19 protein-coding genes and 2 tRNA genes are annotated in these 18,085 nt (G+C 30.2%); 14 read left to right on the top strand and 7 right to left on the bottom strand.

Annotation, left to right across the window (positions count from 1 at the left end):
• Positions 1-15: 15 nt before the first annotated feature.
• On the bottom strand, positions 16-849 hold the full coding sequence (locus JH146_RS02150; RefSeq protein WP_048201462.1) for a phosphoadenosine phosphosulfate reductase domain-containing protein: 834 nt from the start codon (positions 847-849) through the stop codon (positions 16-18).
• 76 nt (positions 850-925) lie between these two features.
• Between JH146_RS02150 and JH146_RS02145 the strand changes: the two genes are divergently transcribed.
• The 3 genes from JH146_RS02145 to JH146_RS02135 are packed head-to-tail and all read left to right on the top strand — an operon-like array spanning position 926 to position 2,986.
• Positions 926-1,459 carry a CDP-2,3-bis-(O-geranylgeranyl)-sn-glycerol synthase gene (locus JH146_RS02145; RefSeq protein ID WP_048201461.1) on the top strand — a complete coding sequence of 178 codons (534 nt, stop codon included), beginning with the start codon at positions 926-928 and terminating at the stop codon, positions 1,457-1,459.
• Positions 1,460-1,461: 2 nt separating this feature from the next.
• Positions 1,462-1,944: an ACT domain-containing protein gene (locus JH146_RS02140; RefSeq protein ID WP_048201460.1), complete on the top strand. Its 483-nt coding sequence runs from the start codon at positions 1,462-1,464 to the stop codon at positions 1,942-1,944.
• A 31-nt stretch (positions 1,945-1,975) separates the two neighbouring features.
• Positions 1,976-2,986 carry a homoserine dehydrogenase gene (locus JH146_RS02135; protein ID WP_048201459.1) on the top strand — a complete coding sequence of 337 codons (1,011 nt, stop codon included), beginning with the start codon at positions 1,976-1,978 and terminating at the stop codon, positions 2,984-2,986.
• Between the two features lie 23 nt (positions 2,987-3,009).
• Here the strand turns inward: JH146_RS02135 and JH146_RS02130 are convergent, their stop codons facing one another.
• Positions 3,010-3,858, bottom strand: coding sequence for an SDH family Clp fold serine proteinase (locus JH146_RS02130; protein WP_048201458.1), 849 nt, complete (start codon positions 3,856-3,858; stop codon positions 3,010-3,012).
• A 105-nt stretch (positions 3,859-3,963) separates the two neighbouring features.
• Positions 3,964-5,427 carry an AAA family ATPase gene (locus JH146_RS02125; protein ID WP_048201457.1) on the bottom strand — a complete coding sequence of 488 codons (1,464 nt, stop codon included), beginning with the start codon at positions 5,425-5,427 and terminating at the stop codon, positions 3,964-3,966.
• A 38-nt stretch (positions 5,428-5,465) separates the two neighbouring features.
• On the opposite strand from JH146_RS02125, the gene mvp reads away from it, so the two are divergent.
• The 6 genes from mvp to JH146_RS02095 all read left to right on the top strand — a co-directional run bounded on the left by mvp (position 5,466) and on the right by JH146_RS02095 (position 10,245).
• Positions 5,466-6,095: a hyperpolarization-activated voltage-gated potassium channel gene (mvp, locus tag JH146_RS02120; RefSeq protein ID WP_048201456.1), complete on the top strand. Its 630-nt coding sequence runs from the start codon at positions 5,466-5,468 to the stop codon at positions 6,093-6,095.
• Positions 6,096-7,091, top strand: a complete 996-nt coding sequence (locus tag JH146_RS02115) for a potassium channel family protein (RefSeq protein ID WP_048201455.1) — start codon at positions 6,096-6,098, stop codon at positions 7,089-7,091.
• Between the two features lie 187 nt (positions 7,092-7,278).
• Positions 7,279-7,366 (top strand) — tRNA-Ser (locus JH146_RS02110).
• Between the two features lie 140 nt (positions 7,367-7,506).
• Positions 7,507-7,582: transfer RNA gene (locus JH146_RS02105), tRNA-Val, on the top strand.
• Positions 7,583-7,766: 184 nt separating this feature from the next.
• Positions 7,767-8,975, top strand: a complete 1,209-nt coding sequence (truD, locus tag JH146_RS02100) for a tRNA pseudouridine(13) synthase TruD (RefSeq protein ID WP_257719651.1) — start codon at positions 7,767-7,769, stop codon at positions 8,973-8,975.
• Between the two features lie 88 nt (positions 8,976-9,063).
• Positions 9,064-10,245, top strand: a complete 1,182-nt coding sequence (locus tag JH146_RS02095; RefSeq protein WP_048201453.1) for a TraB/GumN family protein — start codon at positions 9,064-9,066, stop codon at positions 10,243-10,245.
• Between the two features lie 12 nt (positions 10,246-10,257).
• Here the strand turns inward: JH146_RS02095 and JH146_RS02090 are convergent, their stop codons facing one another.
• The 3 genes from JH146_RS02090 to wtpB are packed head-to-tail and all read right to left on the bottom strand — an operon-like array spanning position 10,258 to position 12,771.
• Complete coding sequence (locus JH146_RS02090; protein WP_173400800.1) at positions 10,258-11,112, bottom strand: ribose-phosphate diphosphokinase; 855 nt, start codon at positions 11,110-11,112, stop codon at positions 10,258-10,260.
• A 14-nt stretch (positions 11,113-11,126) separates the two neighbouring features.
• Entirely contained in the window at positions 11,127-12,020 is an 894-nt protein-coding gene (locus JH146_RS02085; protein ID WP_048201452.1) for an ATP-binding cassette domain-containing protein, read from the bottom strand.
• Positions 12,013-12,771, bottom strand: coding sequence for a tungstate ABC transporter permease WtpB (gene wtpB / locus JH146_RS02080; protein WP_048201451.1), 759 nt, complete (start codon positions 12,769-12,771; stop codon positions 12,013-12,015). Before wtpB ends, JH146_RS02085 begins: the two co-directional genes overlap by 8 nt.
• An 81-nt stretch (positions 12,772-12,852) precedes the next feature.
• Between wtpB and JH146_RS02075 the strand changes: the two genes are divergently transcribed.
• From JH146_RS02075 to JH146_RS02055, 5 genes are all read left to right on the top strand, one after another.
• Positions 12,853-13,839: a methanogenesis marker 12 protein gene (locus JH146_RS02075; RefSeq protein WP_048201450.1), complete on the top strand. Its 987-nt coding sequence runs from the start codon at positions 12,853-12,855 to the stop codon at positions 13,837-13,839.
• A 5-nt stretch (positions 13,840-13,844) separates the two neighbouring features.
• Complete coding sequence (mtxX, locus tag JH146_RS02070; protein WP_048201449.1) at positions 13,845-14,570, top strand: methanogenesis marker protein Mmp4/MtxX; 726 nt, start codon at positions 13,845-13,847, stop codon at positions 14,568-14,570.
• Positions 14,563-15,396: a polyprenyl diphosphate synthase gene (gene uppS, locus JH146_RS02065; protein WP_236953670.1), complete on the top strand. Its 834-nt coding sequence runs from the start codon at positions 14,563-14,565 to the stop codon at positions 15,394-15,396. The genes mtxX and uppS overlap by 8 nt, the downstream gene beginning before the upstream one ends.
• Positions 15,393-15,896, top strand: coding sequence for a protease complex subunit PrcB family protein (locus tag JH146_RS02060; RefSeq protein ID WP_048201448.1), 504 nt, complete (start codon positions 15,393-15,395; stop codon positions 15,894-15,896). Before uppS ends, JH146_RS02060 begins: the two co-directional genes overlap by 4 nt.
• A 77-nt stretch (positions 15,897-15,973) precedes the next feature.
• Positions 15,974-16,774, top strand: a complete 801-nt coding sequence (locus JH146_RS02055) for an MBL fold metallo-hydrolase (RefSeq protein ID WP_048201447.1) — start codon at positions 15,974-15,976, stop codon at positions 16,772-16,774.
• Here the strand turns inward: JH146_RS02055 and JH146_RS02050 are convergent.
• Positions 16,759-18,015, bottom strand: coding sequence for a flippase (locus JH146_RS02050; RefSeq protein ID WP_048201446.1), 1,257 nt, complete (start codon positions 18,013-18,015; stop codon positions 16,759-16,761). The two genes, JH146_RS02055 and JH146_RS02050, sit on opposite strands and share 16 nt — an antisense overlap.
• Positions 18,016-18,085: the final 70 nt, after the last annotated feature.

Genomic DNA, 18,085 nt, shown 5'->3' with positions numbered 1-18,085 from the left:
TTATCCCTCATTTGCTTATATCTTTAATCCCCTTTCTCTCAACTCCTTATAAACTTCATCAGGAACTTTTGGCTTTTTTAAAGCTTCTTTTGCTTTCTCTTTTGATAATAAACCCAATCTAACAAGCGTGGCTATTCTATCAATTTCAAAGCTAAAACCATACTTATCATAAAATCTCTCTAACGCTACACCAAGCACTAAACAATTTGTTGTATACCCTCCCAAATCTGGTTTTTTCCAAGGTAAATCTTCCAACATTTTGTATTTTTCTTCCTCTTTAAATTTATAGGGGGCTAATAACCTTATCATTTTTATTCCTTCCTTCATATCCCTTATTGCTGAATGCCCGAAAGGCAATTCATGCCCTGTAATTACATACTTCAACCCTAACAATTTAGCAACTCTCCAAACTTCTCTCAATGTTAATTTTGAGCATCTTCTACAAGGACTTTCTCCTCTTTTTATCGCATCTTCAAATAATTCTGTATAATCCCTATTTAAAATCATTAAATCAACGTTGTAATGTTTAGTTACATTTAAAGCGTTTTCTATGGCTTCTTTAGCCATATACTTATTATCAACCATAACACATAATGGATTTAGTTTAAATTTCTCTTTTAATAGTTTTAATGCTAAAACACTATCTTTTCCACCAGAAAGTGCTAAAACACAATGATATTTTCCACCTTCTCTTTTTAAATTATATAATATTTCTTCAACTTCTTCTCTCATTTTCTCAAAATTTGGTGGATACTTTAGCATTGTTAAGCAATCTACACATGTAGGTTTTCCTTCATGATTAACTATCTTTTTTGTTTTTGATGTATGAACGCAGATTGAACATTCCATGGTCTCACAGATAGTATTTTATATATGGATGAAAATTTATCAAGATTAAATATTAAATTAATGTAAGGGGAGATAAATGTTTTATAAGTTATTGTTTGCATCACTTTGGTATATACTGCCAGCTTATGTGGCAAACGCATCAGCGTGTATATTTGGTGGAGGAACCCCAGTAGATTTAGGAAAAAATTTTATTGACGGAAGGAGATTGATAGGTAATGGTGTAACATATAAAGGTAGTGTTTTTGGAATTCTTTGTGGAACATTGGTTGGATTAATACAGGGAATTTTAGTAGATTTTAATATTTTTAATAGCTTAGACTTTTATGGCACTGTTTTAGACCATGTTATATTGGCTTTCTTTTTATCTACTGGGGCTGTTGTTGGTGATGCAGTAGGTAGTTTTATAAAAAGGAGATTAAATATTGAGAGAGGTAAGCCAGCTCCATTATTAGACCAACTTGATTTTGTAATTGGAGCTTTAGCATTTGGTTATATTGTTGCCCCAATACCTCATGAAATGATAATTATAATCTGCCTATTTACAGTGTTTATTCATTTACTTGGAAATATAATAGCTTATAAATTAGGTATTAAAGATGTTTGGTGGTAGAGATGATAACTATAGATATTGAGTTAAAAGACAAACCTGGGGAATTATTGAGAGTTTTAACACCAATCTCAAAGCATGGAGCTAATGTAATAAGTGTTATACATTCAAGAGAGGAAAAAAGAGGAGGAAAAGTCCCCGTAAGGATTGTTATTGATGTTGATGATAAGGAAAAATTAAAAAATATCTTAGAAGATTTAGAAAAAGAGGGGGCTATAATTAAAAAAATTGATGGAAAGGATAAAAAGGTTTATTTGGATGTTGTTGTTATAGGGCACGTTGTTGATACAAACATAAGGGATACAATAGACAGAATAAACGAGATAGGTCTTGTTGAAGATTTAGATTTGATTATGCCACATCCAGATAAAGAATCATCAGCAATGATGAGAATTATTATTGATGAAGATAAGATAGAGGAGCTTTTTTATCTATTTGAAGAGTTAGAAAAAGAAAAAGGTCTGTTATTTATAAAATCCATATTTTAAAAACAGCAATTATTAAAATTTTGGTGAGAGGATGGATATAATTATTGTTGGATTTGGAGCTATAGGGAAGGGAGTTGCTAAGGTTCTGTATGAAAAGAGAGAATATTTAAAGAAAAACTTTGAAGAGTTTAGAGTTGTTGCTATAACAGATAGTTCTGGGGCGGCAATAGATGAAGATGGTTTAGATTTACTAAAAGCAATAGAAGTTAAAGAGAAGACAGGAAAAATTAAAAATTATCCAGAAAAAGGTAAAGAAATTAGCTCAATAGATGTTATAAGAAATGTTGATGCTGATGTTGTTGTTGAAGTAACACCATCAAACTTAGAAACAGGAGAGCCAGCTAAAACCCATATCTTAGAAAGTTTTAAAAATAAAAAACATGTTGTAACAGCTAATAAAGGACCTTTAGCTTTATGTTATAGAGAGTTGATTGAAGAAGCAAAAAAATATAATGTTATTTTTAGGCATGAGGCTTCAGTTGGAGGAGCTATGCCAATAATAAACTTGGCTAAGGAAACATTAGCAGGAAATGAAATTTTATCAATAAGAGGAATTTTAAATGGAACAACCAACTATATACTAACAAAAATGGAAAAAGAAGGTTTAGATTTTGAAACTGCATTAAAAGAAGCTAAGGAATTAGGAATAGCTGAAACAGACCCAACTCAAGATATTGAAGGTTTAGACACTGCAGCAAAGATTGTTATTTTAGCTAATTCAATTATGGGTATGAACAAAACAATAAAAGATGTGAAAGTTAAAGGAATAAAAAGAATAACACCAGAAGCTCTATTTTTAGCTAATAAGAGGGGATACACAATAAAATTAATTGGACAGATTAAAGATGGATACTTAATTGTTGAGCCGATGCTTGTCCCAATAGACAGCCCATTGAATGTTAAAGGAACTTTAAATGTTGCAATGTTTGAAACTGATTTGGCAAAAGAGGTTGTGGTTGTTGGAAGAGGAGCTGGACCTATAGAGACAGCTTCAGCTATTTTAAGTGATTTAATACATATCTATCAAGCTACAAAAAGATAATTTATTTTTATCTTTCATTTATTTTATTTTTTATTTCCACTATCCTGTGTTGTTGGATATGGCATGAACTCAACAGTCCCTCTCTGCCTTACTGGTTGCTTATACAATTCCATTAATGTATAAACTTCTTCAGGAACGTTTGTATCTATATCCAAACCAAGTTTTTTAGCTTCTTCAACAGTTATTGGATAATCGTGAGTCCATCTACCTTCTGTAAGAGTTTTAGATAATTCTTTAGCTTTCTCTTCTCCATATTTATCTTTCAATAAATTATATACAAAATTTTGGACTTGATTTATTGCTTTTTTGGCAATATCAGCCAATATCAACGTTTGGTCGTCTGCTTTATCAACTCCTTTCTGCTCTACAGCTTTAACTATACTTGGAGCAGGATACTGCCCAAGTTGTGGGTCTACAGGACCTAAAACTGCATTTTCATCCATAATTATTTTATCTGCCGCTAAAGCTATTAAAGTTCCCCCACTCATTGCATAATGTGGAATTATAACCCTTGTCTCTGCTGGATGAGCTTTTAATGCCTTTGCAATTTGAGTAGCTGCTAAAACTAAACCTCCTGGAGTGTGTATAATTAAATCTATTGGTTTATCTTTTGGAGCTGCTCTTATAGCCCTCAAAATCTCTTCACTATCTTCAATGGTTATAAATTTATAAACTGGGATTCCAAATAAGCCAATACTCTCTTGCCTGTGTATCATTGTTATTACTGTTGAATTTCTTTTATTTGAAAGCTCTTTAAGAATTCTTAATCTTGCAAGCTGTAATTGTTTATATTGTATTTGAGGTGCCATAACTAAATAAAAGAATAGAAGCCACCAAATTAATGAGCCAATAAAACCACTAAACATGTCCATTATTATCCCCCACTTCAAATATAGTTTTTTGCAAAACATTTTAAATGTATAAGGCATTTATGAACGCCTTCCTTTAAGAAGGCATTCAAATCTTCTATATTAATTTTAATAACTTTTGCAAAAAACCATAATTTTCTTTATCCAATTATCTAACCTATTTAAAAAGTTATCATCTTCATCATTTATAAGGTTATTTATTTCAATCTCTGGGATTTCTATTTTTAAATCAACATTAAAGGCATTTATGCAGAAGCTTTCATAATCAATCTCTACCTCTGGAATTAATCCTCTACTCTCATTAGATACTTTTCCAACACCATAAAGCTTTATATTATATTTTTCAGCTAAACTTTTTAATTTATTAAATGCATTCCAATCATAAACTTTATTTAAAATAATTCCTTCAACTTTAATTCCAATATCTTTGAGTAAGCTATAATATGCTATTGCATCTACAAATGCTCCTTCTATCCCACTTATATTACAAAAACTTACTATATATACAGGAAATCTAAGCTTTTTGGCTATTTGATAGGATGAGATATTTTTTAATGCAGCTGTAAAAGCTCCCATAACTCCCTCAACTATTACATAATCGTAATCCGATTTTTTTATATAATCTAAAAATTCCTTAACATCAACCCATCCTCTCTCTCCAATCTTTATACTATTGTATTTCGTCATCTTTTCTCTTAATAAATAAAGAGCTGGCACTATATCCCTAACATCCCCTCCAATCTTAGCAACAAAAACCCTCCCCTTTAATTTTGCTGATATTGCTGTAGTTAAAAATGTTTTTCCACTATTTGAAGATGTTGCCAATAAAATAATTCCTCTTTTTTTATTTTTATCTTTCTTGGCATTGTCTTTTTCAATACTTTCTGGATTTAATCTATATTTTAAAGCTCTTTTCTTTAACTCATCTTTTATTATCTTATTTTTTTCAAAAATTTTCTCTTTCTCATCTTCTGCAACTCCCAAATGTTTTAAAAAATTGTCTCTAACAAATTCATTGTCTAAGAAGTTATGAACCATTGTTCCAAACACTTTGCCTTTAAAAACCCCAGAAATAATTTCTTGCTCTTTACCTAATTTATAATTTAGTTTTTTTACTTTTGAAATCGTAAGAATTTTTGTCTCTTTATCAACTATCTTAATATCTCCATAGGTGTGGCAGTGAAACCCCTTTCCTTTTCCTTCACCAAATATTGATTTTTTTAATTCAAATTCAACTCTATCAGTGCAAACTAATGGGTAAAATTCAACATCTAACAAAGATAAGCATTCTCTAACTATTGGAACACTACTTTTTCTTCCAATGTCTATTTTTTTTGATAAGATTTGAAAACCACTACATATTCCAATAATATATCCATCAAAGTTAATTATTTCTTTTTTTATCTCTTCATTTAATGATTTGCTTTCAACCAAACTACCCCCAGGTATTATTAAAGCATCTAAATCTTTAATTTCTTTGTAGTTCCTTTCATCTATAATTTTTGTTGGCAGATTGCCAAAATCTTCAAATAATGGTAGAGAACCTTTTATATCTAAAATGCCAATTTCCATAATTCCACCTACTATAAAAAATACTAATTGTGATATAAATGAATTTAAAAGATAAAAAATTGAGGAAGATTATAGAAATTTTGAGTTTAATTTTTACATTTGAGATAGTTATTTCCTTTATATTATCAACATACAATCCCCCGTATCAAGATTTGTTAATAAGGTTAGATTATATCTCTATAATGTTTTTTACTTTTGAATTTATATACAACTTTTATTATGCTAAAGATAAGGCAAAGTTTTTTAAAGACGTTTATAATATTGTTGATGCCATAGTTGTTATTGCCTTCTTGCTGTATTCTTTAGAGATATTTTATTCAAAGGCATTTTTAGGGCTAAGGGCAATAAATATTCTAAGAATTTTAGTTCTACTTAGAATAATTAAATTAAGAAGATTAGAGGAAAATCCAGCATTAATAAACTTTCTAACACTGCTGATAATTTGCTTTATTTCTTCATGTTTAATATGGGTTGCTGAAGCAGGTGTGAATCCAGCAATAAACAATTTTTTTGATGCTTTTTATTTCACAACAATATCTATAACAACAGTTGGTTATGGAGATATAACACCAAAAACAGATGCTGGAAAGTTGATAATAATATTTTCTGTCTTATTCTTTATTTCTGGCTTAATTGCTTCATTACAAAAGGTTTTAAAGGGAGATTAAATGGAGACTTATGAAAAAATAGAGCTCGGCGTAATTGTAATTATCTTACTCATATTAATTGAAGCAGTAATATTGATGACAGTTGAAGGCTGGGATTTTTTCACTGCCTTTTATGCGGCAGTTGTTACAATCTCAACAGTTGGTTATGGGGATTATACACCAAAGACATTTATTGGAAAGCTCTCAATCATTATCTATATATTTGCTGGAGTAGGGGCGGTTGCGTACACTATGGGAAATGTAGCAGGGTTTTTTATTGAGGGGCATTTTAGAAAATACTTTAGGTTGAGAAAAATGATGGATAAAATCAAGAAACTAAATGACCATTATATAATATGTGGTTATGGAAGATTAGGAAAAGTTATAGTCGAAGAATTAAAAAAATGCGGAATTCCATTTGTTATAATTGATTCAAATGAAAAAATATTGGAAGAAGCTCTTGAAAAAGACCCAAATCTTATATGTATTGTTGGAGATGCAACATCAGACGATATTTTAAAAAAGGCAAAGATTGAAAAAGCTAAAGGATTAATTTCAGTTGTTACCTCAGATGCTGAAAACGTCTTTATTACTCTTTCAGCAAAGAAGCTAAATCCGAATATTTATATAGTTGCAAAAGCAGAAAAACCATCCACATTAGACAAATTAATAAAGGCAGGAGCTGATAGGGCAGTATGCCCATATATAGTTGGAGGAATGGAAATTGCCAGGATAGCCATAAACCCAGATGTTGTTGAATTCATCCATTCTTTAGTAGCTACAGAGGAGGATATGGAAGTTAGGAGGTATATTGTAAAAAATAAAGAACTTGACAATAAACTTTTAAAAGATTCAAGCATTAGAGAGAAAACTGGAGCAACAATTTTAGCAATTAAAAAAGGAGATAAAATGATTACAAGCCCACCTCCTGATACAATAATTAATATTGGGGACATAATATATGCCTTTGGTACTAAAGAACAACTTGAAAAGTTAAAAAAATATGTTGAAGGGTAAAAATTTATAATAAGATTTTTATACAATATATTTTTATCTTTAAATTAATGAATATTTTATTTCAAAAAATAAATTTTTATGGATATAGTGTAGTTTTATAACCGGTGATGTTGCTAACTTGACAACCTCGTATATTGAAACGAAAACTATATATATCCCTTATGCCCAATTAGTGTTTGCTTTTAGTGCGGGGGTGGCCCAGCCTGGTACGGCGCGGGACTGCTAATCCCGTTGGGCAACGCCCAGCCCGGGTTCAAGTCCCGGCCCCCGCGCCATTAAATTACTCTTTTATTTGAGCTTATTCGGTTAAGTCCGATAGCGATGTGGCACTCTTTTAAGTGAAATCTCAAAGAAAAATTGAAAGGACCGCTATTTTATAATTGCTATTACCATTATTGTTAAAATTTTATGGGTTGGGCTCGTGGTCTAGTGGCTATGACGCCGCCCTCACAAGGCGGTGGTCGCGGGTTCGAATCCCGCCGAGCCCACCAATCCTTAAAGAGGTGCTGCTGAGCATTAGCGAGGTAGTGCATCCCCGGTATAGCAATAGGGCGAAGTCCTATGCTTTGAATCTCGTCGAGCCCACCATTTATTATTAACGATTTATTTTTTAGTATTTTAAATTGTTGAGTTTTGATTTTTCTTTTTTAATCAAAGTTCAATATAACCATAATAATTTGTCGAGGTGTTTTTATGAAACTTAGAATGAAGCCAGAGGATTTTATAGTTGAAGAAATTGTCGATTTTAATAAGATATCTGGAGATAGATGCTATTTATATAAATTAACAAAGAGAAATATAGAATGTTTGAAGGCATTTTCCTATATCTCAAAAAAATTTAAAATTCCATTGAGAGATATTGGTTATTGTGGATTAAAAGATAGGCATGCTTTAACTACCCAATATATATCTATACCAAAAAAATATGGGAAGTTGAGCTTAGATGAACCAAATTTAAAATTAGAGTTAGTTGGAGAATCAAAATTTCTATTATTGGGGGATTTAGAAGGAAATAGATTCACAATAACAGTTAGAGGTTTAAAAAAAGATGATATCCCTAAAATAAAAGAAAATTTAAAATACTTAGAATTTGGAGCCCCAAATTATTTTGACAGTCAGAGGTTTGGAAGTGTTTTTGATAAAAAATTTATTGCCAAAGAAGTGATAAAAGGCAATTATGAAGAAGCTGTAAAAATATTGCTAACAAAATATAAAAAATCTGAAAAGAAAATAATAAAGGATTTAAAGAGATTTATAGCTAAAAATTGGGGGGATTGGGATAAAGTTTGGAAATACATTAAAGAAAATAACATAAAGGCAAGGTTATATGTAAATATGGTTAAAGAGCTTAAAAAAAGTAATGATTACAAAAAAGCTTTAAGCTATGTTGATGATAGACTGAAAAAAATTTTTGTTGCCGCTTATCAAAGTTATCTATGGAATGAATGTATAAAAGAGTTATTAAATAAATATATACCAGAAGAAGATAGGGTTTATTACGAATATGAATGTGGAACTTTTATGTTTTACAAAAAAATGGATATAGAAGTTTTTGATACATTAAAAGATAAGAAATTTCCAACAATAGCTCCAGACATTGAATATGGTGGAGATGAGAAGAAAATTATTGAGGAAATCTTAAAGAGAGAAGGTATTACTATGGAAGATTTAAACAATATAGGGGGTTTAGGAAGATTCATATACAATGAAAGGAAAATTCTCTCAGTCCCTAAAAACCTAAAAATTGGAGAGTTTGAAGAAGATGAGTTAAATAAAGGGAAGTATAAAATAACCTTAAGCTATGAATTGGAGAAGGGAAGTTACGCAACAATTATAATAAAGAGGGCTTTCTTAGGAGTAAAAACTAAAAAAAGAAAGAGATAGATTAATAACAAATAGTTAGTGTTAAATATTTAAGGGCATAATTTAATATTAAACAAAAATTAAAATTTCTTATAAGCTGGTGGTTGTTTTGAAGCATGTGAAGATATTTAATGGGATTAATGAATGTGATATATATTTAATTGGAACTGCCCATGTTTCAAAGGATAGCATTGAAGAAGTAGAAAACATTATATCATCTGTCTCTCCAGAAGGAGTTGCTGTAGAGCTTGATGATAGAAGATTTTTCTCACTGATTTCAAATGAAGAGAAAAAAGTGGATTTAAAAAAAGTATTAAAGGAAGGGAATTTTATAAAATTTTTCATATATTTAATTTTAGCTAATTCTCAAAAGAAGATAGGGGAAAGTTTTGGAATAAAACCAGGTAGTGAAATGAAAAAAGCTATAGAAATAGCAAGTAGATATGGATTGCCAATATATCTAATTGATAGAGATATAGATATTACTTTATCAAGATTGATGGACAGGATGACATTTAAAGAAAAAATAAAGATTTTTTGGGAGTTATTAAATTCTAATGAAGAAGATTTAGAGATAGATGATGATTTATTAAAAGAGATGGTTGAAAATCCTGAAAAATTTACTAAATTGTTAAAAGAAATATCTCCGACAATATATGAAGTTTTGGTGGATGAAAGAGATAGATTCATGGCTAAAAGATTGTTTGAGTTAAGTAAAGGTAAAAATTCTTTAGTGGCAGTAGTTGGAGCTGGACACGTTGAGGGAATTGTGAGATATTTAAAACAGCTTGAAAATGGAAAAGATATTGATTTAATGGAACTAATAAAAGTAAAAAAGAGAAAAAAATCTCTAACAAAGCTTTTAACTTATGGTATTTCATTGGCTATAATTGCCATTTTTTTGTATATTGTATATTATGCTTTAAGTAATCCTGAATTGTTGAAGATGATTACTTTTCAGTGGATAGTATTTACTGGAGGATTATCAGCTCTTGGAGTTATATTGGCAAGAGGTAAGTTAATAACTGCATTAATTGCCTTTCTTTCAGCTCCTATAACCACTCTTGTCCCATTACCATTAGCGGCTGTAGGAACAATAGCTGGGCTTGTAGAGTTAAAATATAGAGAAATAACAGATAAAGATTTGGTGGGAATAATAAATGCTGAATCAATTAAAGAGCTTTTAAACAACAATTTATTTAGAGTTTTGTTGGTTGCTACTCTCTCAAATATAGGAGCATCTATTGGTGTATTTTATTGTTTAGGAAAGTTTATTGGATTTTTGGGATAAAAAAATTAAAAATTATAATAAATCGACAATAACCTCTGCAACACTAACCTTGCTAACTTCTGATAAATATGTGTCAGTTCCTACAACTTCCTCAACTCCAGCTGAATAAAGCTTATTTAAAGCATCTCCAATTAAAACAGGATGCACACATGCAGCTATTATCCTCTTAGCCCCCTGTTCTTTTAATAGTTTAACTGCTGTAGCCATAGTTCCTCCAGTTGAGATGATGTCATCAACAATCAACACATCCCTCCCATTAGCATCTAAGGTTTTTGGAGCTATTTGGATTTCTGTTGGTGATAACCTTGTTTTTTCTAAATAATCATACTCTGCATTTAAGATTTTTGAGGCTGTTTTAGCAAATTCTAAAGCCCCTTTGTCTGGAGCTAAGACAATTGGATTATCTAACTTATCTTTAACATACTCTGCCAATTTTGGAATTGCATCTCCATAAATAAATGGAATTGTGAAGAAATCTTTTATGTGTATTTCGTGTGGGTTTATTGTTATTAATCTATCAACAATATTTGAGTAGATTTTTGCTAAAGCTCTAATGCTTATTGCCTCTCCAGGATTGAATTTTTTATCTTGCCTTGCATAAGCTAAGTATGGAGCAACTAAGGTTATTTTTTTGACTCCTTCATCTCTTAAAGCATCACATAATAAAATTGTCTCTACAATTGCATCATTTTGATTTTTTTGTGTATTTATTATAACAGCTTCATCATCGTTTATTTCATCAACTATTCTAACGTAAATCTCATTGTCTGGGAATCTCTTATACTCTACTCTTGTTAATTTTGTGTTTAAAAGCTGAGCTACCTTAAAAGCTAAGTTTTGGGACTGGCTTCCTGATACTACAATCATCTTATCACCAAATTTTATGATAGTTTTGTTTCTTCTCTAAATTCTAATCCAACATTATCTCCAATATTTAAATCTCTTTCTGTAAATGCTTTAATGATGTAACCATTATATTTAACAAACACCTTTTTATATTTTCCATAATCTATGATATTTACAACCTCCCCTTCATTTCCATCTTTGATAATTACATCTTCCGGAGCTATGGCTTTATCATTTATTATATTAAATCCTAAAAACTCAGCTACCTTTTTATTCTTAGGTTTTTTTAATATATCTCTGTTTCCAAAAGCTATAAGCTCACCATTCATAAAGATTCCTACTTTTTCTCCCAAAGTCCTTGCTTCAGCCAAATCATGAGTTATATGTAAAACAGGAATATGCTTTATCTTTTTTAACTCAGAGATGATATTTTCTTTAATTTTGATATCTACAGCAGATGTTGGCTCATCTAAAAGTAAAATAGATGGGTTTAAAATTAAAGCCCTTGCTAAAGCCACTCTCTGCTGTTCCCCTCCACTTAAGGTTTTAACATTTCTATCCAACAGATGGGAAATATTTAAAAACTCAGCAATTTCCTTAACCTTCCTATCAATTTCTAATCTATTTGCCTTTTTTATTATCAATCCATAAGCAATGTTTTTATAAACATTTTTGTTTGGGAATAAAGCATAGTTTTGAGGAACATATCCGACATTCCTTTTTTCTGGTGGTAGATTGGTTATATCTTCACCGTTTAATAAAATTTTACCAGAATCTGGTTTTAAAATTCCAGCTATACATTTTATTAAGACGGATTTTCCAGCCCCACTTGGGCCGAGAATTACACAATACTCCCTATCCATTTCAAAGGAAACATTCTTTAATTTAAAATCTTTCCAAATTTTTGATAGATTTTCTACTTTAAGCATTGTTTCCCCTTTTTATATTTCCAAAAGTTCTTAATACTGCAAACAATGCTATGCTAACCAAAATCATCCCAACAGATATTGGTTTTGATGCATCCAATCCAAAGCTCATAAATCTTTCTAATATCAAAACTGGAACAGTTTTTGGATAGTAGGCAATTATCAATATTGCCCCAACTTCGCTAATTCCTCTTGCAAAGCTTAAAATAACCCCTGAGATGATATTATTTTTTATTAATGGTAGGGATATTTCAAAAAACGTCCTTATTTTTGAAGCTCCTAAGGTTCTTGATACATACTCAATCTCTTCATCAACACTCAAAAATCCATCTCTTATACTATTAATCATAAATGGAATTCCCACAAAGAGATACACAACAACAATGCCCCAAAAGTTATCAACTATATATCTACCAATAAATTTTATAATATCAATGCCATAAATGAAGGAAAGTATTATTATACCAATAACACTATGGGGAATAGCCATTGGTAAATCTAACACTGCTTCAAGAAAACTTTTAAATTTAAAATCATACCTTGCCAAAATATAGCCAGTAGGGATTCCAAAAATTAGAGCTATTAGAGTAGCAACAGCCCCAGCTAATAGTGTTGTTTTAAATGCATCTATAACTTCTTTATCTAATAATAAGCTTAAATCACCTGGATTTGATAGCATATAGATGATGGGTAAAAATATGAACAAGAATATCATTACCAAAAACACTGACATTACAGCATCAAACTTCTCCATATTATCCCCTTAACGTAATTAAATTCCCTGATTATATAAAATTTATGTTAATTAAGATTAATAAACAAAAGGAGGGAAGATATGATAACCGTTGGAATAGACCATGGAACATCGGGAATAACCACATGCATAAAAGATGATGATAAAAAGACAATATTTAAACTAAAAAGAACTGAGCTTAAAGAAAAATCTTACTTAGAAGAGTTGAAAAAACATATTTCATTAGAAAATATTGATTTGATAGCTTTAACCTATTCCATGGGTGATGGAATAAATAAAATTTTACCAATAGAGAAAGTTAAAAATAGAGGGGTTTTAAGTATTGAAGGGGCTGGAGAGAAAGTTGGAGGAGGAACAAAGGTTTATGATGAGATTAAAGAATCTGGATTGCCAGCTATTGTTATTCCAGGATTGCATAGAGGAATTGAGTGTTTAGATGAGAGATTTAGAGCCTTATATTCTCACATTGCATCCCCTGAAAAGGTATCAATTGCCTATTATGCCCACAAACTATTTGGATTTAATGACTTTGTATTATCAGATATCTCTTCAAATACTGTAACTTTATTAATAAAAGATGGAAGGATTTCTGGAGGATTTGATGCGTGTATTGGGGCTATTGGAATGTTACACGGCCCAATAGATTTAGAGATGATTAGAGATATAGATACTGGGAAAATTACAGCAAATGAAGCATTTTCTAAAGCTGGAGCTGTTAAAATAGCCAAGCTCTATAAAGGTGTTGAGAACACTAAGGAGGAGATAATTAATAACTATTTTAATGATGAAAATTGTAGATTGGCAGTTGATAGCTTAATTTTAAGTGTTTCTATGGAAATTAACAGCCTAATTCCTTTATTAGATAAAAATAAAAGAAAAGTTGTTTTAGCTGGCTCTATAGGAACTTTAAGAAATCCAATAGACATCCCAAAAAGAATTAAAGAGTTTGTTGATGCAAAGATATTTGCTTTATATGGAGAAAGTGGGGCAATTGGAGGAGCTCTAATAGCTGAAGATATCTTAAAAGGAAAAAGAAATATTTTAGGTATAGAGGTTGAGTTTAAGTGATAACCATGTATGCGATAGGTATAGGAGAAAATAAAAAAGAAGTTTTGAAAGCTTATGAAAAATTAAAAGAAGAAGGAATAGAAGTTGAATTAATTGACAATCCAAAACTTTTAGTAGATAAATTAATAAATGGAGAAATAGAGGGGGCTGTTAGAGGCTCTTTGTCATCTTCAAAAGTAATTCCTTATTTAAGAGAAAGAATAGGGAAATTTTATAGAGCATCCGTTTTAAAGAATCCATTTACCAATGAAATTTTTTTACTATCCCCAGTAGGGATTGATGATATATCAGAAGGCAAAAATGAGAGAATAAAGGATAAAATAAAGATTATAGAATTTGCTTCTAAGTTTTTAAAAAATCATAATATTGAACCAAAAGTTGCTATTTTATCTGGAGGAAGATTGGGAGATTTGGGAAGAAATAAAGTAGTGGATGAAACAATATATGAAGCTGAGAAGATAGTAGAGCATTTTAAAGGAAGTATGGATATCATACATAATGGTATATTAATAGAGGAATATTTAAAAGATAGATACAATATTATTATAGCTATAGATGGAATTACAGGAAATATAATTTTTAGATGTTTGGGTTTAGTTTGTAAAATTCCAGGTTATGGAGCTGTGATTTTATCAGACAAAGACATCAATTTTATAGATACAAGTAGAAACGCTAATTGGGAGAGATATTACAATGCTGTTAAATTTTTAGCAGGTGGGGATTTTGGATAATATAAAAAACAAATTAAAGAGTATTGGAAAAAGAGCAATAATTGATTTTTATAGATTTTTAGATAATTCTGGAGTTTTAAAAATTTACGAGAAAATTTTAGAAGAATCTATTGACAAAAATAATCTACCAAAACATATAGCTATAATTATGGACGGAAATAGAAGAGCAGCTGAAATTTACGGAAGAGATAGATATTATGGGCATTACTTGGGGGCTGAAAAGGTTAGAGATGTTTTAAGATGGGCGAGAGATTTAGGAATAAAGGTTGTTACTTTATATGCATTTTCAACAGAAAATTTTAAACGACCAAAAGAAGAAGTTGATAAACTTATGGAACTTTTTGAAAAAAAGTTTTATGAGATTGCAGATGACGAAGAAATTCACGAATATGAAGTTAGAGTTAGAGCTATTGGAAGAATAAATTTATTACCAAAAAATGTCCAAAAAGCTATAAAATACGCTGAAGATAAAACAAAAAACTACAATAAATTTTTTGTTAATGTAGCTATTGCCTATGGAGGACAGCAAGAGATAATAGATGCTGTAAAAAAGATAGCTGAAAAGGTTAAGAGAGGGGAGGTAGAGCCAGAAGATATTGATAAAGAGCTGATAGATAAGCATTTATACACAGCAGATTTGCCATTTCCAAACCCTGATTTAATTATTAGGACTTCAGGGGAAGAGAGGATTAGTAATTTTTTAATTTGGCAGAGTTCTTATTCAGAGCTGTATTTTTGTGATATATATTGGCCATTATTTAGGAAAGTGGATTTTTTGAGGGCTATTAGAGAATACCAGAGGAGACATAGGAGGTTTGGAAAATGAAAAAGGATATAATTATATTATTTCTATTTACTGCTATTCTTTGTTTTATTATAACTTTATGTGGCTGTGTCTCTTTTGAAAAAAATATCTCTGAAAAAAATAAAACAGAATATTCTAATATAAAAAATAACTTATATACCAACTTAAATACTTCTAAAAACCAAAGCGTTCAAAACACTAACAATAATACAAATAATAAAACCAATCTTCCAAAAACATTAAATTATGAAATAATAGCTTATGGAGCTTTTGGAGAGAAAAATAGTGGATACTATTACTATTATAAAGATAACAAAACTGTAATAGTTATAAATTTGGGTGAGATGCCAACTGCTGGATATAAAATAGAGATAATAAATATAACAGAAACTGTTAATGGAATTATTGTTTATTATAAAGTTATTCCACCAAAGGAATTTGCGGCAATGGTTATAACCTATCCATATATAAAACTATCTGTAAATGGAACATACAAAGTAGAATGTAAAGAGGTAAAGTAGAAGTAAAGTAAAAGATTAATAATTAGCTGGATATAATAACTTAACTGTTTTAAAACACAGGAAGGAGATGTGGTATTTTGAGGGTGGAAATTATTTTTTTGGGATGTGGTGGTGGAAGATGGGCTACAATAACACAAAAAAAGGCAACAGGAGGGTTTAGAATACACACTAACGAGCTTAGAATGCATGTAGACCCTGGACCGGGAGCGATAGTAAGATTAAACGAGCTAAAAATATCCCCTTGGCGAACTAATGCTCTCTTTATATCTCACTGCCATCCAGACCACTACACTGATGGGGAAGTTATTGTTGAAGCTATAACTCAGGGAATGACTAAAAAAAGAGGGATTTTTTTAGGAAATCTCTCAGTTGTTGAAGGCTTTGGAGAGTATGAGTATGTTATATCTAAATATCATCAGTCAAAGCTTGAAAAAGTTCAGGTTTTGTATCCTGGGGATGAAGTAGAGCTGTATGATACAACAATAAAGGCAACACATACAAAACATGGAGACCCGTTTGGTATTGGTTTTAGGTTGAAAACAATTTATGGGGATATTGGCTATACATCAGACACTGAACTAATACCAGAATTAATTGAGGACTTTGACGGGGTTAGGATTTTAATAGCAAATATTGTTAGAAAGAAAAATGAGAGAATTAAAGGGCATTTATGTTCAAATGATGCTATTGATTTAATAAACTCAATGAGTAAAAAGCCAGAATTGTTGATAATGAACCACATGGGAGTTAAGATGACAAATCCTCAAATAGAAGCAGAATATATTTCCCAAAATACTGGTATAGAAGTTATTCCAGCAAAATTGGGATTAAAAGTTGAGCTTTTAAATGGGAACTATAAGTATCAGCTAATTAAATAATTATGCTTTTTTATTCTTAAAATAGCAAAAACACCAATTAAGAAGACAGCTATTGATGTTATTAATGTAGCTAAACTTCCTCCAACTATTCCATAAGCATTTACCAAAATTAAATTTAAAACAATATTTAATACTAACCCAAATAGAATTATGTAGAAAGAAATTTTTGCATACCCTAAACCTTGAAGTGCAGAAGATATTAAAGTATAGTAGCTCATAAATAATGATGAAATAGCTAAAATTCTTAGGCATAAAATTCCTTCTGGATTAGCTATTTTAAAAAATGCCATCAATGGAATTTCAGGGAAAAATAAACAACCTAAAACAAAAATTGATGAAAAGATAGTATTTTGGATGATTCCTTCTTTTAATAAGTTTAAATCCTTTGTCTTAGATATTCTTGGAAGTAAAGGGATGCTAACAGCTGAAGCAAACATAAATATTCCTCTTGATATTAAAGAAGTGTAACCATAAATCCCACTCCAAAATCCTCCCATAATGGACATTATTACAACACTATCAATATCGCCAAACAATCTGTAAGATGATGATGTTAATGCTATAGGGATTGAGTACTTTAAAACCTTTAAATTGAAATCTGAAAATATATTTCTTGTTATATTTTTCATATCTACTAATTTTTTAAAATCCAATTTCTTTTTCAGTGCTTTATAAATTAAATAAATACCAAAAATCCCTGCTATTAGATAAGATAGGGATATTGATAATAAAGAGCCAAAAATTCCAAAATATAGGGTTAAAACAAAAACTAAGATAACCTTTACTGTATATTCAACAATCCATGTAGAAGAGAGATATTTCATCTTTAACAATCCTTGCAGTATGCCCCTTGAAAAAGCAATTAATGTAGAAGATATTATACAAAAACCTATTGCAAAATATAAAGAGGTATCTAAAGTTAAATAATGTCCCCCCAATATGTATTTTATATAGGGAGTTAAGATAAATCCAACAATTGAAAGTAAAATCATTAAATATAATATTGGAATGTATTTGTTAATATTTACTTCTTTTTCTTCAGCTAAAAATTTTGCTATAGCTGGAGGAATGCCAGAAGAGAAAAATATAGTTAAAGTGTCTGCTATTGGCATTAAACCTTTTAAAATCCCAAATGCCTCTGTCCCTAACAAAAATGCAGTTATAAAATAAAATAGATATGCCATCCCTTTTGAGTATATATTTGACATTAGTATGTAAATGCTATCCTTACCCAAACTCATAAGAATCAGCTTTTTCTAAGGTTTATTTTATTGCTATTATTTCTTTAAAAATTACGTTTAACATTTTTAA

Source organism: Methanocaldococcus bathoardescens, assembly GCF_000739065.1.
In the GTDB taxonomy this organism is placed as follows: domain Archaea; phylum AGJL01; class Methanococci; order Methanococcales; family Methanocaldococcaceae; genus Methanocaldococcus; species Methanocaldococcus bathoardescens.
The sequence above is the reverse complement of the archived record's forward strand: the minus strand, read 5'-3'. Positions and strand labels throughout refer to the sequence as shown.

Coding starts and splice junctions, on each gene's coding strand:
- JH146_RS02150 (WP_048201462.1), bottom strand. CDS start 849: ATGGAATGTTCAATCTGCGTTCATACATCAAAAACAAAAAAGATAGTT.
- JH146_RS02145 (WP_048201461.1), top strand. CDS start 926: ATGTTTTATAAGTTATTGTTTGCATCACTTTGGTATATACTGCCAGCT.
- JH146_RS02140 (WP_048201460.1), top strand. CDS start 1,462: ATGATAACTATAGATATTGAGTTAAAAGACAAACCTGGGGAATTATTG.
- JH146_RS02135 (WP_048201459.1), top strand. CDS start 1,976: ATGGATATAATTATTGTTGGATTTGGAGCTATAGGGAAGGGAGTTGCT.
- JH146_RS02130 (WP_048201458.1), bottom strand. CDS start 3,858: ATGGACATGTTTAGTGGTTTTATTGGCTCATTAATTTGGTGGCTTCTA.
- JH146_RS02125 (WP_048201457.1), bottom strand. CDS start 5,427: ATGGAAATTGGCATTTTAGATATAAAAGGTTCTCTACCATTATTTGAA.
- mvp (WP_048201456.1), top strand. CDS start 5,466: ATGAATTTAAAAGATAAAAAATTGAGGAAGATTATAGAAATTTTGAGT.
- JH146_RS02115 (WP_048201455.1), top strand. CDS start 6,096: ATGGAGACTTATGAAAAAATAGAGCTCGGCGTAATTGTAATTATCTTA.
- JH146_RS02090 (WP_173400800.1), bottom strand. CDS start 11,112: ATGATTGTAGTATCAGGAAGCCAGTCCCAAAACTTAGCTTTTAAGGTA.
- JH146_RS02085 (WP_048201452.1), bottom strand. CDS start 12,020: ATGCTTAAAGTAGAAAATCTATCAAAAATTTGGAAAGATTTTAAATTA.
- wtpB (WP_048201451.1), bottom strand. CDS start 12,771: ATGGAGAAGTTTGATGCTGTAATGTCAGTGTTTTTGGTAATGATATTC.
- JH146_RS02075 (WP_048201450.1), top strand. CDS start 12,853: ATGATAACCGTTGGAATAGACCATGGAACATCGGGAATAACCACATGC.
- mtxX (WP_048201449.1), top strand. CDS start 13,845: ATGTATGCGATAGGTATAGGAGAAAATAAAAAAGAAGTTTTGAAAGCT.
- JH146_RS02060 (WP_048201448.1), top strand. CDS start 15,393: ATGAAAAAGGATATAATTATATTATTTCTATTTACTGCTATTCTTTGT.
- JH146_RS02050 (WP_048201446.1), bottom strand. CDS start 18,015: ATGAGTTTGGGTAAGGATAGCATTTACATACTAATGTCAAATATATAC.